The sequence below is a fragment of the Burkholderia sp. PR2 genome, assembly GCF_052372875.1.
Taxonomy (GTDB): domain Bacteria; phylum Pseudomonadota; class Gammaproteobacteria; order Burkholderiales; family Burkholderiaceae; genus Burkholderia; species Burkholderia diffusa.
The window spans coordinates 144,339-158,799 of the sequence record NZ_JBQRWH010000004.1; the positions used below are offsets into that span (position 1 = coordinate 144,339).

At 66.8% G+C, this 14,461-nt stretch carries 13 protein-coding genes, 1 tRNA gene, 1 pseudogene and 2 riboswitches; of the genes and pseudogenes, 3 read left to right on the forward strand and 12 right to left on the reverse strand.

The genetic code is table 11. The annotated features are described in order from the left end of the window. Positions 1-53: 53 nt before the first annotated feature. The 3 genes from gcvT to ACT2FV_RS17775 form a co-directional block, all read right to left on the reverse strand. Positions 54-1,172, reverse strand: coding sequence for a glycine cleavage system aminomethyltransferase GcvT (gene gcvT / locus ACT2FV_RS17765; RefSeq protein ID WP_444504543.1), 1,119 nt, complete (start codon positions 1,170-1,172; stop codon positions 54-56). An 84-nt stretch (positions 1,173-1,256) separates the two neighbouring features. Beyond that, a riboswitch (glycine riboswitch) is annotated at positions 1,257-1,389 on the reverse strand. A gap of 32 nt (positions 1,390-1,421) precedes the next feature. After that, a riboswitch (glycine riboswitch) is annotated at positions 1,422-1,528 on the reverse strand. A 123-nt stretch (positions 1,529-1,651) separates the two neighbouring features. Beyond that, complete coding sequence (locus ACT2FV_RS17770; RefSeq protein WP_059601974.1) at positions 1,652-2,020, reverse strand: hypothetical protein; 369 nt, start codon at positions 2,018-2,020, stop codon at positions 1,652-1,654. 201 nt (positions 2,021-2,221) lie between these two features. Then, the gene (locus tag ACT2FV_RS17775) at positions 2,222-3,274 is read right to left on the reverse strand and encodes an oxidoreductase (RefSeq protein ID WP_124627963.1); all 1,053 of its coding nucleotides are present in this window, start codon (positions 3,272-3,274) and stop codon (positions 2,222-2,224) included. Positions 3,275-3,517: 243 nt separating this feature from the next. Here ACT2FV_RS17775 and ACT2FV_RS17780 point away from each other — a divergent pair, with 243 nt between their 5' ends. Continuing rightward, positions 3,518-4,225, forward strand: coding sequence for an SGNH/GDSL hydrolase family protein (locus ACT2FV_RS17780; protein ID WP_174919998.1), 708 nt, complete (start codon positions 3,518-3,520; stop codon positions 4,223-4,225). 21 nt (positions 4,226-4,246) lie between these two features. On the opposite strand, the gene ACT2FV_RS17785 is transcribed toward ACT2FV_RS17780, so the two are convergent. Further along, the gene (locus ACT2FV_RS17785) at positions 4,247-5,041 is read right to left on the reverse strand and encodes an FkbM family methyltransferase (protein WP_444504544.1); all 795 of its coding nucleotides are present in this window, start codon (positions 5,039-5,041) and stop codon (positions 4,247-4,249) included. 91 nt (positions 5,042-5,132) lie between these two features. Continuing rightward, entirely contained in the window at positions 5,133-6,572 is a 1,440-nt protein-coding gene (locus tag ACT2FV_RS17790) for a tetratricopeptide repeat protein (protein WP_444504545.1), read from the reverse strand. Positions 6,573-6,965: 393 nt separating this feature from the next. Here ACT2FV_RS17790 and ACT2FV_RS17795 point away from each other — a divergent pair, with 393 nt between their 5' ends. Continuing rightward, positions 6,966-9,053 carry a UvrD-helicase domain-containing protein gene (locus ACT2FV_RS17795; protein WP_059601965.1) on the forward strand — a complete coding sequence of 696 codons (2,088 nt, stop codon included), beginning with the start codon at positions 6,966-6,968 and terminating at the stop codon, positions 9,051-9,053. Positions 9,054-9,144: 91 nt separating this feature from the next. Here ACT2FV_RS17795 and ACT2FV_RS17800 read toward each other — a convergent pair whose 3' ends face one another. Further along, positions 9,145-10,044 (reverse strand): c-type cytochrome, encoded by a 900-nt coding sequence (locus tag ACT2FV_RS17800; protein ID WP_175907757.1) that lies wholly within the window; start codon positions 10,042-10,044, stop codon positions 9,145-9,147. A gap of 252 nt (positions 10,045-10,296) precedes the next feature. Here ACT2FV_RS17800 and ACT2FV_RS17805 point away from each other — a divergent pair. Beyond that, positions 10,297-10,372: transfer RNA gene (locus ACT2FV_RS17805), tRNA-Arg, on the forward strand. 65 nt (positions 10,373-10,437) lie between these two features. Here ACT2FV_RS17805 and ACT2FV_RS17810 read toward each other — a convergent pair. The 6 genes and pseudogenes from ACT2FV_RS17810 to ACT2FV_RS17835 form a co-directional block, all read right to left on the reverse strand. Next, positions 10,438-10,563: pseudogene (locus ACT2FV_RS17810) on the reverse strand (tyrosine-type recombinase/integrase); the annotation flags it as partial. A gap of 187 nt (positions 10,564-10,750) precedes the next feature. Next, a complete protein-coding gene (locus ACT2FV_RS17815; RefSeq protein WP_444504546.1) occupies positions 10,751-11,005 on the reverse strand; it encodes a hypothetical protein in 255 nt (84 codons plus the stop codon). Next, positions 11,002-11,352: a glycosyltransferase family 2 protein gene (locus ACT2FV_RS17820; RefSeq protein WP_444504547.1), complete on the reverse strand. Its 351-nt coding sequence runs from the start codon at positions 11,350-11,352 to the stop codon at positions 11,002-11,004. Before ACT2FV_RS17820 ends, ACT2FV_RS17815 begins: the two co-directional genes overlap by 4 nt. An 80-nt stretch (positions 11,353-11,432) precedes the next feature. After that, the gene (locus ACT2FV_RS17825; RefSeq protein WP_444504548.1) at positions 11,433-11,738 is read right to left on the reverse strand and encodes a flagellar protein FliT; all 306 of its coding nucleotides are present in this window, start codon (positions 11,736-11,738) and stop codon (positions 11,433-11,435) included. Positions 11,739-11,782: 44 nt separating this feature from the next. Then, complete coding sequence (gene fliD / locus ACT2FV_RS17830) at positions 11,783-13,249, reverse strand: flagellar filament capping protein FliD (protein ID WP_444504549.1); 1,467 nt, start codon at positions 13,247-13,249, stop codon at positions 11,783-11,785. A gap of 170 nt (positions 13,250-13,419) precedes the next feature. Beyond that, complete coding sequence (locus ACT2FV_RS17835) at positions 13,420-14,247, reverse strand: flagellin N-terminal helical domain-containing protein (RefSeq protein WP_444504550.1); 828 nt, start codon at positions 14,245-14,247, stop codon at positions 13,420-13,422. Positions 14,248-14,461 lie beyond the last annotated feature (214 nt).

Genomic DNA, 14,461 nt, shown 5'->3' on the forward strand with positions numbered 1-14,461 from the left:
GGCGCCATTTCCCGGCTTCCCCGGGAGGCGGCCTCCCGGTCGCCTCTCGGTCGTTACGCAGCGAGGACCTTGCCGTTGCGCACGAACGGCAGTTTTACCACGCGCGCGGGAAGTTGCTTGTCTCGAATCTGCACATGAACGGTGTCGCCGACCTGGACGGCCGCCGGCACGCGCGCGAACGCGATCGATTCCTGCATCGACGGCGAGAACGTGCCGCTCGTGATCTCGCCTTCGCCGTGCGGCGTGACGACCTTCTGGTGCGCGCGCAGCACGCCGCCCGCCTTGCCGTTTTCCTTCTGCAGGATCAGGCCGACGAACGCAGCGCGCGAGCCGTCGCGCTCGAGCGCGGCGCGGCCGACGAACTCGCGCGGCGCCGACAGGTCGACCGTCCATGCGAGGCCCGCGTCGAGCGGGGACACGGTGTCGTCCATGTCCTGGCCATACAGGTTCATGCCGGCCTCGAGGCGCAGCGTGTCGCGCGCGCCGAGCCCGCAGGGGCGCACGCCGTTTTGCTGCAGCGCGGCCCACAGCGCTTCGACGTGCACGGCCGGGACGATCACTTCGAAGCCGTCTTCGCCGGTGTAGCCGGTGCGCGCGACGGTGAGATCGCCGAACGGCGTGCCGGCGACCTGCGCGGCGTTGAACGGCTTCAGTTCGCTGGTCGCGGCACGCGCGGCGGGCACCGTCGTCCAGACCTTTTCACGGGCATTCGGGCCCTGAACGGCGACGATCGCGAAATCGCGGCGCGGCACGATGGTCAGGCCGTAGCCGCCTTGTTCGTTGAGCTGGTTGAACCACGCGATGTCCTTCTCGGCCGTGCCGGCGTTGACGACGACGCGGAAGAAGTCTTCGGTGAAGTAATAGACGATCAGGTCGTCGACGACGCCGCCCTGCGGATTGAGCAGGCACGAGTAGAGCGCCTTGCCGGGGGTCTTGAGCTTGCCGACGTTGTTCGCGATCGCGTGTTCGAAGAACGCGCGCACGCGGCTGCCGGTGAAATCGACGACGCACATGTGCGATACGTCGAACATGCCGGCGTCGGTGCGCACGGCTTCGTGTTCTTCGATCTGCGAGCCGTAGTTGACGGGCATGTCCCAGCCGCCGAAGTCGACCATGCGGGCATTGAGCGCGCGGTGCGCGGCGTTGAGCGGGGTTTGATTCAGTGCAGTCATCGAGGCCTCAGGCAAGGCGCTTGCGCGCGGGTCAGAACGGCCATGTGCCGACCGCCGCGGCCGTGGGCCTGCGAGCGATGCGATACATGCCCCTCTGTCCTCGATACCTGAGAGATTGCGCCGCGGGCAAAGCCGGCGAACGCGCGCCCCTTCGGTGGGCAGCCTGCCCGCGCTGCAATCGCGCAGCGGGCTACTGCCGCTCTCCAGAGTGCGGGGAGTGCGGCCCGCGCGAAGCGCGGACGGGATTCCCCGACGCGGTCGGTCCTTTTGCCTGAGAGTTTGCGGGTGTGCCCCTTCGGCGGCGCGACCGGCGTTGCGAGTTGCTACGCGGTCACACGCTCTCCCGACGCGTGCGGGCGACTGTACGCGAGCGGGTGGGCATTGTCAATTTGAGCAAAAGAATGTCGCTTCGCGACAAGCGGCGGCGCGAGGGGCGCCGCCGCGTTTGCCGGCACCGGCCGGTCCCGGCAGGGCCGGTATTACTCGCCGATCGCGCGCGCGGCCGTGTCGAGTTCCTGGTTCAGCACGCGCTGCTCGTCGCCGGACAGGCCGCCGTTGTGCTGCGCCGACATGTCGTTCGCTTCCTGGCGGATCACGTCGAGCCGGTGGTGCAGCTGCGCGCCGTACGGCGGGGGATAGTAGCCGCCGTTGACGCGTGAGTCGATCCGGCGGTGCAGGTTGTCGATCCGGCCCTGGACCTCCAGCAGGCGATCGTTCGCGACGACCTGCGGATTTGGCCGCGGCGGGGGCGGAGGCGCCTGTCGGGCCGGCCGCTGCGGCTGCACGATACAGGCCGCGAGCGAGGAAACCAGGACGCAGCATGCCGCTGCGCGAATCAACCGTTGCATCACATTCTCCTGACGGTTTGGTGTCGGATCGACTTTTTGAGAAACGCATCAGACTGGGCGACCGATGACTTTCGTTCCCGCACCATTTGTAACGGAATGTTCGGGACCGTGCCGTCGCGGCGGCTGACGCGTGGCCGCTGCCGGGGACGGCGCGGCGCGGGGTAGCGGCCGAGGCCGGGACGGTGCCGACCCGGCCGGCGGTCAGACGATGCGGCGCACGAACGGTACCCGGCGGCCTTCGTGCTCGCTTTGCGCGGCGAGCTCGATGATCGTCATCACGTCGACGGCGTCCTGCGGCGTGATCGGGAACGGCGCGCCGTCGTGGACCGACGCGGCGAGCGCGCGGTAGAACTCCGCGTACTGGCCGTCGAGCGTCGGCACCGGCCGCTCGACCTCGACTTCGCCGTCGAGCACGCGCAGCACGCCGGGCGGGTTGCCGCCGCCGAACTCGACGTGGTCCGGCGTGAGGCCTGCCTTCAACTGATCTTCCTGCGTGTCGAGCCCGAACTTCTGGTAGCTGCCGCGCGTGCCGTGCAGCGTGAAGCGCGCGGGCTCGATCGCCGACAGCGCGCTCGCGTGCAGTGCGACGTCCTTGTCCGGATAGCCGAGCAGCAGGTGCACGAAATCGGGCGCCGTGCCGTTGTCGCGGCGCGTCTTGACCGTGGCGCTGACCGTTTCCGGCAGCCCGAACAGCGCGAGCGCCTGGTCGATCAGGTGCGGGCCGAGGTCGAGCAGCAGGCCGCCGCCGCGTGCGGGCTCCTCGCGCCAGCGCGTGCGCGGGGTCGGCCGGAAGCGGTCGAAGTGCGACGCGAAATACGTGAGCCGGCCGAGTTCGCGGGATTCGACGATGCGCCGCACGGTGAGGAAGTCGCCGTCCCAGCGGCGGTTGTGGAACGGTGCGAACAGGCGGCTGCGCGCGTTCGCGAGCCGCGCGAGCGCGAGCGCTTCGTCGGCCGTGAGCGTGACGGGCTTGTCGACGACGACGTGGCGGCCGGCTTCGAGCACCTGGCGGGCGAGCGTGAAGTGCGTGTCGTTCGGCGTGGCGATCACCACGCAGTCGATGTCGTCGAGGCCGAGCAGCGTGTCGAGATCGGGGACGATGCGTGCGCCCGGGTATGCGGCGCGCGCGCGATCGGGCTGCCCCGTCGCGATCGCGGCGATCTCGGTGCGGCCGCTCGTGGCAATCACGGGCGCGTGGAACGTCGCGCCGGCGAAACCGAAACCCATCAAACCAATCCTGAGCAATGACGACATGGCAAATCCTTGGCTGCGTACGAAGGGCAAAGCGCTGCGGCCACCGGCCGCGCGGACGGCTATTGTGGCACGGCGGCACGCGCGCGACCGGGCGTTGGCCGAACGGACAAGGAACCGCTGCGCGTGCGCACGACCTCGGCCGAATGGCCGGATCGCGCCCGCCGGCGCGCGAATCCGACACAATGGGGGCTGTTCCGGCGCGTGTCCCGCGTCGCCTGCTTGCCCCGTTACTGGATCGAAACCATGGGATATCCGCTCGCCACCGCCGCCCTGGGCCCGTTGCTGTTGATGCAGGGGCGTCGTGTCCGCCGCGTCACGCCGCGGCTCGCCGAGGCGGCCGGCCCGCGCGATGGCACGGCCGGCGACGGGCCGCCGCTGCGCGTGCTGGTGCTGGGCGATTCGGCTGCCGCGGGCGTCGGTGTCGCGTCGCAGCGCGACGCGCTGTCGGGGCAGCTCGCCCGCGCGCTTGCGGCATCGCACCGCGTGAGCTGGAAATTGCTGGCGCGCACGGGGCTGACCGCCGAGGACCTCGTCGACTGGCTTGCCGCCGAGCCGGCGCAGCCGTTCGATGTGGCAGTGACGTCGCTCGGCGTGAACGACGTGACGGGCGGCGTGTCGCCGGCGCGCTGGCGCGCCGCGCAGGCGGCGCTCGTCGACCTGCTCGCCGCGCGATTCGGGGTCGCGCACGTGATCCTGTCGGCGGTGCCGCCGATCGAGCGCTTTCCGGCGCTGCCGCAGCCCCTTGCGTGGTATCTCGGCCTGCGCGCGAAGCGGCTCAACGCGACGCTCTCCGAGTGGGCCGCGACGCAATCGCGTTGTACGTTCCTGCGCGTCGCGCTGCCGCTCGAGCCGCACCTGATGGCGGCGGACGGCTTTCATCCCGGCGCGGCCGCGTGCGCCGCCTGGGCCGCACAGGCCGCCGACGCGCTCAGGCAGCGCCTGCGCGCGTAACGTTGCGCCGGGTACGAACCGTCAGCGGGTGCGGTTCATCCGGATCACGCCGTCGGCGCCCGTCTCGAAGCTGACCTGCCGCGCGAACGACGGATGCTGCGCGACGAGCTCGTCGCCCATCGCGAACCACGTGTAGCCGAGCGTCTTCAGGTAGTCGAGCAGCGCGGCGCGCTTTTCCGAGAACCATTCGAGGTTCCAGGCCTCGAGCAGCAGCGGCGGAAAGCCGTGCCGTTCGAGGAAGGCCGTGCCGCCTTTCAGCACGTCGAGTTCGAGCCCTTCGACGTCGATCTTGATCAGCGCCGGCGACTTCGGGAAGTTGAGGGTGTCGAGCCGGGCGATCGGCACGTCGCTCGGCTGCTGGCTCGCGACGGTCTCGACCGAGTTGCGACGCAGGTTGAACTGCTCGTCGAGGGAGAAGCCGCCGATGTTGATCGAGCGCGAATAGTCGATCGCTGGCAGCGGGATGATGCCGTCCTGGTTGCCGATCGCGACGTTGAACGCGTGCACGTTCTCGAGCCGGTTCAGAAACACGTTGCCGCACAGCTGGTAATAGACGATGCGCTGCGGCTCGAACGCGTAGACCATGCCGCCCTGCGCGGCGATGCTCTTGGCGACCGGCACCGCGTACGCGCCGAGGTTCGCGCCGATGTCGAGCACCAGCGGCGCCTTCTCGTTCGCGTAGAACATCTGGCTGATGGTCAGCAGCGATGCGTCCCACGAGCCGTTGTAATAGAGGTTCGCCGAAATCGCGTCCCGGGTTGCGAACAGCAGGTAATCGGCGTTGTCGGTCTTGACGAGGTTGACTCTGGGTAGCATGGCGCGAGGTGTCAGGGTTGTCGGGCGAAGAGGGCGAAGAGGGCGGCGTGCGTGCATGGCGCTGCGATGCGCCGATGCCGGCCGCCGCGGGTCAGGCCAGGTAGTTCGACCACTTCTGGTGTTCGCGGTAGTACTGTTCCTCCGCGTCCGTCAGGCCGGTCTCCTTGTACCAGGGCACGTGCTTGCAGGTGTAGCGGCCCGCGAACCGGACGCCGCAGAGATGCGAATCGCGGCGGAAGTAGCGCTTGTTGTAGACGGCGAACGTGGTATCGATCGGCGCGTTGTAGATCGGGTCGCCGCCCGCCGTGCTGCCGATCTGGTGGCGCCAGAAGTTCGCCTCCCATTCGAGCGTCGTGTATTGGCGGTCGCCGCAGAAGAGCGTCGTTTCCTTCATCAGCTGGGGTTGCGAGATGTCGAGCGCGAAGCCGGCCTTGCCGGTCTGGAACGCTTCGGTCGCATCGATCAGCTCGAACAGGAATTCGGGCGGCAGCGCGTCGTTCAGTTCGAGGTCCGGATCGGTGACGCAGAAGAGCTCCGGCAGGCGCGCGTAGTTCGCGTCCGACAGGAACAGGTCGCGCGGGCCCGCGTTGCGATCGAGGCGCACGACGGTCACGTCGTCCTGCACGCTTTCCAGGAACGCGAGCATGTCCGGCGCGCTCGACGCGTTGTCGACGATCACGATGTTGCGCAGGCCGCGCGCCTTCAGCTGGGCCACCATCCGGCGCGTATAGGTCGGATTGTTGAAGGTCGGGATCAGCACCGGCACCGTGGCGACCAGGCCGCCCGCGAAATGCCGGAACTGACGGCTGCCCGGCAGCGTCGTGCAGAGCGTCGCGTTCGGCACCAGCGGCATCGCGACGGGCTGCGGCGCCGGCGCGGATTGCATCACATGCGCCTCGAGCTCGGCGAGGTCCTGCCGCGTGTCGGCGTCGTCGGGCATCAGCGCGGCGGCCTTGCGCATCGGCGCGAGCGCCTCCGCGTGACGCTCCTGCTGAACCAGCGTGACGGCCAGCGCCCGCCAGCCGAGCCCGATGTCGGGCATCCATTCGGTCAGCTGGGTCGCGATGCCTTCGGCCTGCGCGAATTGCCGCTTGTCGAGCAGCGCCGCGAGCGTATTCATGAATTCGGAGAGGACGGCCGCCAGCTCGTCGGCGGAGGCCGACGGCGCATCGGCTGCCGCGAGTTCGAGCGACAACGCGTCGATGCCGTGCGTGCGGGCCTGCGCGACCAGCGCGCGCGCCGCATCCATCTGGTTGTCGCGCGTCAGCGCGTCGATGCACGCGATCCAGTAGCGCCGCTGCGACGGCTCGGTTGCCACCGCGGCCCGGAAGTGCCGCAGCGCGGCGTCGCGCCGGTCGAGCTGTTCGAGCACCGTCGCGAGGCGGAGGTGAGAATCGGCATGTTCGGGATGCGCTTGCAGGATCTGGCGGTAGGCCTGCTCCGCGTCCTGAAGCGAGCCGGCGGCGTGAAGCGCGGCTGCGTGGGCCAGCTCGGCCTCGGAAACGGGGGCGGCGATGACGGTGTCATTCATGGCGGCGGAAGTCGATGACGGCGAATGAAGGGGCGGCGGCGCGTACTCGCCGACGTTTCGCGTATCTTGCCGCCGGGGGCCGCGCGGTCATGGATCAAACAGAGGGGAGATTTGCTGCCTGTTCGGATGTTCGGCGCGCGTCCACCGGCGCGTCCACCGGCGCGTCCACCGGCGCGGAAAGCGCGCGGGGAAAGGGGGCAGGAAAAGGGCGCAGGAAAAGGGGCGCGAAGCCCGCCGGTGTCGCGCGTTGCCACGCGGCGGCATCGTCATCCGCCGGCCGCCGCCGACGTGTTAACATGCGCGTCCTGCCCCGCGTGTCCGCCTGCATTCCAGGCCTGCCGCGCGCGGCATCCTCCCGGCGTTCAGCCGTCAACCGCAACATCATCCGTCATCATGTCCGCAGGCCTCAACCCCGCTCAGAACGAAGCGGTGCGCTACCTCGACGGTCCCTGCCTCGTGCTCGCCGGCGCGGGCAGCGGCAAGACCCGCGTGATCACGCAGAAGATCGCGCACCTGATCGAAGCGAAAGGTTTCGAGCCGCGTCACATCGCGGCCGTCACGTTCACGAACAAGGCCGCGGCCGAAATGCGCGAGCGCGTGTCGAAGCTGCTGGAGGGCAAGACGCTCACCACGCCCGGCAAGGAAGGCCGCAAGGTGCCCGTCAACCAGCTCACCGTGTGCACGTTCCACTCGCTCGGCGTGCAGATCCTGCGCCAGGAGGCCGAGCACGTCGGCCTGAAGCCGCAGTTCTCGATCATGGATTCGGACGACTGCTTCGGGATGATCCAGGAGCAGATCGGCACCACCGACAAGGGCCTGATCCGCAAGATCCAGAGCACGATCTCGCTGTGGAAGAACGGCCTGATCATGCCCGATGAGGCGATGGCGATCGCGGCCAACGAGGACGAGCACCAGGCCGCGCTGGTCTACCGCAACTACGTCGCGACGCTGCATGCGTATCAGGCGGTCGACTTCGACGACCTGATCCGCCTGCCCGCCGAGCTGTTCGCGAAGAACGAGCAGGTGCGCGACCGCTGGCAGAACAAGCTGCGCTACCTGCTGATCGACGAATACCAGGACACCAACGCGTGCCAGTACGAGCTGCTCAAGCTGCTCGCCGGCCCGCGCGCCGCGTTCACGGCGGTGGGCGACGACGACCAGGCGATCTACGGCTGGCGTGGCGCGACGCTCGAGAACCTCGCGCAGCTCGGCAAGGATTTCCCGAAGCTGCACGTGATCAAGCTCGAGCAGAACTACCGGTCGACGGTGCGGATCCTGACCGCCGCGAACAACGTGATCGCGAACAACCCGAAACTGTTCGAGAAGAAGCTGTGGTCCGAGCACGGGATGGGCGACTCGATCACCGTCACGCCGTGCAACGACGAGGAGCACGAAGCCGAATCGGTCGTGTTCCGGCTGTCCGCGCACAAGTTCGAGCGGCGCACGCAGTTCCGCGACTACGCGATCCTGTATCGCGGCAACTTCCAGGCGCGCATCTTCGAGCAGGTGCTGCGGCGTGAGCGGATCCCGTACGTGCTGTCGGGCGGCCAGTCGTTCTTCGACAAGGCCGAGATCAAGGACCTGTGCGCGTACCTGCGCCTGATCGCGAACGCCGACGACGATCCCGCGTTCATCCGCGCGGTCACGACGCCGCGCCGCGGGATCGGCAACACGACGCTGGAAGCGCTCGGCTCGTTTGCGGGCCAGGCGAAGGTGTCGCTGTTCGAGGCCGTGTACATGGGCGGGATCGAGGCGCGGCTGTCCGCGCGCCAGGTCGAGCCGCTCAGGATGTTCTGCGACTTCATCCAGCGCCTGACCGATCGCGCGGACAAGGAGCCCGCGACCGTCGTGCTCGACGACATGATGGAGGCCATCCACTACGAGGCCTATCTGTACGACGCGTTCGACGAGCGGCAGGCGCAGTCGAAGTGGCAGAACGTGCTCGAATTCCTCGAATGGCTGAAGCGCAAGGGCACCAAGCCCGAGACGGAAGCCGTCGACGGCGAGGCCGACGGGTTCCACAACGCCGACGGGCTGGCGGACACCGGCAAGAACCTGCTCGGCCTGATCCAGACCGTCGCGCTGATGTCGATGCTCGAAGGCAAGGACGAGGATCCGGACGCGGTGCGGCTGTCGACCGTCCATGCGTCGAAGGGGCTCGAGTATCCGCACGTGTTCCTGGTGGGCGTCGAGGAGGGGATCATGCCGCATCGCGGTGGCAGCGAGGACGACGGCCCCATCGACAACGAGCGGATCGAGGAGGAGCGCCGGCTGATGTACGTCGCGATCACGCGCGCGCAGCGCAGCCTGCATCTGAACTGGTGCAAGAAGCGCAAGCGGGCGCGCGAGACGGTCGTGTGCGAGCCGTCGCGCTTCATCCCCGAGATGGGCCTCGACGAAGCGCCGCCGCCGACGCCGGAGGAAGCCCCGATGACACCGAAGGACCGGCTCGCGAGCCTGAAGGCGCTGTTGCAGAAGTGACGTGCGAAAGGCGGGCCGGCGCTGCCGTCCCGACAAAGGAAAACCCCCGCGATGCGCGTGCGCCGCGGGGGTTTTTTCTGGCAGGCAGACGTTACTTCGACGCGTTGACCATGTAGTCGACGGCCGCCTTCACGTCGGCGTCGGACGCGCTCGACCCGCCCTTCGGCGGCATCGCGCCCTTGCCGTGCAGCGCGTAGTTGTAGACGGTATCCATCGAGTCCTTCAGGCGCGGCGCCCAGTCTTCCTTGCTGCCGAACTTCGGCGCGCCGAGCACGCCGGCCGCATGGCATGCCTGGCAGACCTGCGTGTACAGCGCCTTGCCGGCCGATGCGGCGTCGGCGCTGGTCGGCGCCGCTGCGGGCTTTTCGCCGGCCTTCGGAATCGCGGCGATCGCGGCCATTGCGGCCGCAGCCTGCGCGTTCGATGCATCGGCGCCCGACGCGCCTGCGGCACCCGCCGCGCCGCTCGCCGCCGGCGCCGCATTGGCGGCGGGGGCAGCCGGCTCGGGGAAGTTCGCGCCGTCGTTGTTCGCCATGTAGACGATCGCGCGCGCGATTTCATAGTCGCTGACGTCGTCGGGATTCGTGCCGCCACGCGGCGGCATCGCGCCCTTGCCCGACAGCGCCGTCTTCAGCAGCGTGTCGAAGCCCTGCGAGATGCGCGGCGCCCAATCATCCTTGTTGCCGAACTTCGGCGCGCCGGCGGCGCCCGTGCCGTGACAGGTCACGCACACGGCCTTGTAGACTTCCTCGCCGGTCTTGTACGTGCGGGGCGCGTTGGCGTCCTTCACGTCGACTTTCGCGAGCGGTGCGATCCGCGCGGCGACCTGTTCGTCCGATAGCGCGTCCGTGCCGGCGCCCGAGCGGAACGCATGGTTGGCATAGGTGGCAAACAGGACGATCAGGGCGATCGGAATCGCGAATGATGCGATGACGACGGCAATCAGCTGCCCGGGGGTTTTGACGGGAGATTCGTGGGGTGCTTCGCTCATGCTTGCCTCGTCTCCGTGAATAGGAATTGTGAGCGCGGTGCAACGGCAAAATGGCAGTCCAATGAAGCACGGACGATTATAGACGGAACGTTTACATCACGGCGAGCGGCGCGAAGGCGCGTGTTTACCCGCACGAATGGGGGCCTGACGGGGATTCTGCAGGCAAGGTGGACGCTTCATGGGAAACCGGGTATCCTTGCCGTCTTGCCAATGGTGGGCGGCCGGTTTATTGGGGTCGTTTCACTGTCACATGCGCCCGTAGCTCAATGGATAGAGTACTGCCCTCCGAAGGCAGGGGTTGCTGGTTCGATCCCAGCCGGGCGCGCCAAGCCTAGTCAGGCTTTCAGCGGTTTCGCTGCTTTATCGTTTTCCCCCACTTCAGTGAAATTACAGTCAGCTGGCGGCGACATGCGCCCACTGCGTCAGGTGGTCCGTTGACAGGTGCGGGTAGCGTTGCACCATCTCCAGCGTTTCCCATCCGCCCAGCTCCTTCAACACCTGAAGCGGCGTACCGCGCTGGCGTCGCGCGCGAGCTGCGGCCTGCCGGAATAACCATTACAAGTTCACGCCCGAGGTGTTCGGCGCCTGGATGCGGATCCTGCAGTGGGTGCCGGCTCCCTGGCAGGCCGACTGCCGGATCGCGTCGCAGGTCAAAAGTGGTCGAGATCCAGCACGATGCTCGCCGAGGCTAACAGCCGTTGGCGGTTCAGGCGGACCCACGTATTGGGGCTGGATGCCGCTGGTAGAGCCCGAGCATCGTCGAGCCGATCAGGTCCTCAAGCGTATTGTCGCATCGCATTTTCCTCTGCGCGCCGGCTGGGCTCTGGTGAATGACGACGGAGTTGAGCGGGGCATGAACCATTGCGCGTCCGGAAAGACAAGTGAGCAGGAAGTCCCAGTCTTCGTAAATCTCTAGACCGGTCGCATATTGGACGTGCGCGTCGACGTCGCCGATGCTCACCGTTTCGATCGAGGCAGTGCGTGGCGGATGCGTTGTGCGATCCTCGTAACAGACGTTGAAATCGCAAAACAGGTTTCCGGCTCGTCGGCGCCGATGCTTCGGGCCACCGCGTCGAGGTGCGTTGGCGCAACAAGCGTGTCGTCGTCGAGAAACATGACGTAGCGCGATTGGGCAAGCGAGAGTCCGATGTTGCGGCTTTCGGCTGGCCCGGGTGCGCCGCTGCGGATCACGTGGACGTAGCGCCCCTGCAATGTGAACAGCTGCCCGAATGGGGGCATGTATGTCGCGCTATCGTAGACGACGATGACGGTGACGTCCGGCCACGTCTGGTCGATCAGTGACTGCAACTCTCAGCGCAGCAACAGTGGCGGTTCCCGCCGGGCGATGACGCGAGGTCGTCAGGCGGGGCGGGCACCGGGGCGTTCGTTTAGAAACCCGCGATCCGCTGATATTGCAGCGCTGCTTCCGTACGGCCGATAGCCGCCTGAAACTCGGCCTGCAGTTCCTGTCGCGTCGTTTGTGCGTCTGCCATCACGGCCGCGTCGATCGCCTCGATGCGCTTCAGTATCGCCAGCGCGTCGGGCGATTGCGGGGCGGCCAGAGACATCAGCAGCGGCGAGCGCTGTTCGACGAGGCGCGCGGCGCCCGGCCAGTCGGCCATCGATGCCGCATGTTCGATTGCCTGCGTGAGCGACCACACGCGCTCCAGCAGAGTGGTCGAGTCCGTCGTCATGTTCTCTCCCATGTTGATTGATCCGGCCGCGGCATCGCCTGCCGCTATGCCTTGTTCGTGGCCAGCGCGCCAGCGCTGCTGGTGCCGCCGAACAGTTGCGTCAGGTACTGCGAATTGTTTTGCATCTTTGCCATCAGCGTATTGAGCGCGGTGAATTGCGTATTGTACTGATCGGTGAGCTGGCTCGCGTATGCCTGCAGCGCCGTGGCCTGCGTTTTCGCATCGGCGAGATCCCGGTTCAGCGCCGTGACGCGCGTGTCGATGATGCCGCCCGTCTGCAGGAATGTCGTGATGTTGCTGTTGAGCGTCGCGCCCACGCCGTTGGTCGCGTTGAACGCGGTTGCCACGGATGACGGATTGTTCGCCAGTGCGGACGACAGGGCCGCGCTGTCGACGCTGAGCGTGCCGTCCGGCTGAAGGTTGAGGCCGATCGCGCTAAGACTGACCGTACTGCCGCCGCTCGTTACGCCCTGAGCTACCTTGGTCGCCAGCGTGTTGACGATCGAATTCAGCATCGAGTCGCCGATGAGCGGGCCCCCCTGGCTCCCGGCAGCTGCGCTGGAATTGAAGCTCGACAGCGACGATGCGGTGCTGACGAACGCGTTGTATGCGGAGACGAACGCGTTGATCGTATTTGCGGCGGTGGTGGTGTCCGGCGAGACCGAGAGCGTTTGCGTCGCCTTTGCCGATGAAGCTGACAGGTTGATCGTCACGCCCGTAATCGCGCCCGTGATGGTGTTGCTCGCGCTAACCACGTTGGTGCCGTCGATCGAGAGCTGCGCGTCCTGCGCGGTGACCGTCTCCTTGTAGTTGTTTGTCGCTGCGCCCGTGTTGTCGACGGTTGCCAGCGCAGCCAGCCCGTCCGTCGAATTGGTCGACACCTTGATGGTGTTCGCCCCGCCCGTGACGTTGGACGTCAGCACGAGGTGCGAGCCGTCCGTGCCCGTGACGACCGTGGCGGTTACGCCCGGATTGCCGCTTCCCGTGTTGATTGCATTTGCGATGTCGGCGAGCGTGTTGGTGCCGGAATTGATCGCGACGGTCATCGGCGTGCCGCTGCCGAGCTGGATCGTCAGATTGCCGGTGCCGACCTGGTTCGTCGATGGAATTCCAGTGATCGACGAGAGCTTTTGCGCCGTCGCGACCTGCGTCACTGCGATCGAATAGTTGCCCGCAACCGCCCCGGTCGACGTAGTGGCCGTGAGGCCGCTGCCGCTCGCGGATGCCGTGAATTTTGACAGCGCCGAGCCGTCCGTCAGGCCGGACAGTGCGCTTTGCAGCGACGACAGCGACGACTTGAGCGAGCCGATCGCGGACAGCGTCGTGTTGTCGAGCGTTTGCCGATTGGTGTTCTGGGCCGTTTGTGCGGATGTCTTCGCTGCGACCAGCGCGGACACGAGCGACGAGACGTCCGTGTTCGAATTCGTCACACCGCTGATGATCGATTGGGCGGCTGCCGCCAGTGCGCTGTTCGCCGATGTGGTGGTAGTCGTCGACATATAGGACTCCATTCAATGAGATTGATGCTGCGCAAAGGTCGGGCAGAGTGACGGAATGCCCGAAGCACGAAAAACAAAATGCTTACCCGACGTGATCGGATAAGCATTGGGAGACAGGACGTTCCCGTTCCGATGGCGGCGCCGCGTCGTTCGCGATCCCCGCGGCGCGCGGTCCGGCGTGCTTAGCCCAGGAGCTTCAGCACTTGCTGCGGCATCGAGTTCGCTTGTGCGAGGACCGAAATGCCGGCTTGCTGCAGCACCTGTGCCTTCGACAGGTTGGCGGTCTCCTGCGCGAAGTTTGCGTCGGTGATCTGCGCGCTTGCTGCGTTCAGGTTCGTCGATTGCGACGTGGTTTGCGAGATCGCTGCCTGATAGATGTTGATGTCGGAACCGAGTTGAGCTTGCGCGGTGTTGATGGTGCCGAGCGCGGTGTCGATCGTGTTCATCATCGTTTGCGCGTTGGCGACGGTCTTCACGTCGCCTGTCAGGCCGAGCGTCGTCGTATCGTACTTGCCGCTCAGGTCAAGCGACAGGCTCTGGCCGGACTTTTCGCCGATCTGGAAGGTCAGCGGCGTGGCTGCGGCGTTCGCGGTGCCGTCGAGCAGTTTGATGCCGTTGAACGTCGTTTGGCCCGCGATACGGCCGATTTCGGTGATACGCGCTTGCACTTCGGTGTCGAGGTTGTTTGCAGCAGCTGTGCCGATCGACGAATCGGATGCCTGAACAGCGAGCTGGCGGATACGCTGCAAGTTGGCGGTGATTGCCGACAGGCCGCTCGATGCGGTCTGAGCCATCGACACGGCGTTGTTCGCGTTCGACACACCCTGCGTGTATGCGTTGATCGACGCTTGCATCGTCGTCGAGATTGCGAGGCCTGCCGCGTCATCTGCTGCGGAGTTGATGCGCTTGCCCGACGACAGGCGGTTGATCGCCTGCGCCAGCGCGTTCTGCGTCGACGAGAGGTTCGTTTGTGCGGTTTGCGAATAGATGTTGGTGTTGATGTTCAGCATTTGGATCCTCGTTTGGAAAACGCCGTTTGATTGACTGGATTCGGGTTCGGCGTCGCGCTTTCCGTGTCCCGCGCTGCCCGCCTTTCCTGGTTGACGGCGGCACCCGGCGAAAACTTTAGAGGGATGTGTGAGGAAAATCGGGACGGAATGTGGCGATCGCCGCGCAGGCCGCGCCTGGCTTGGGTGACAGCGATTTCGGGCAGGTTGCGCGACG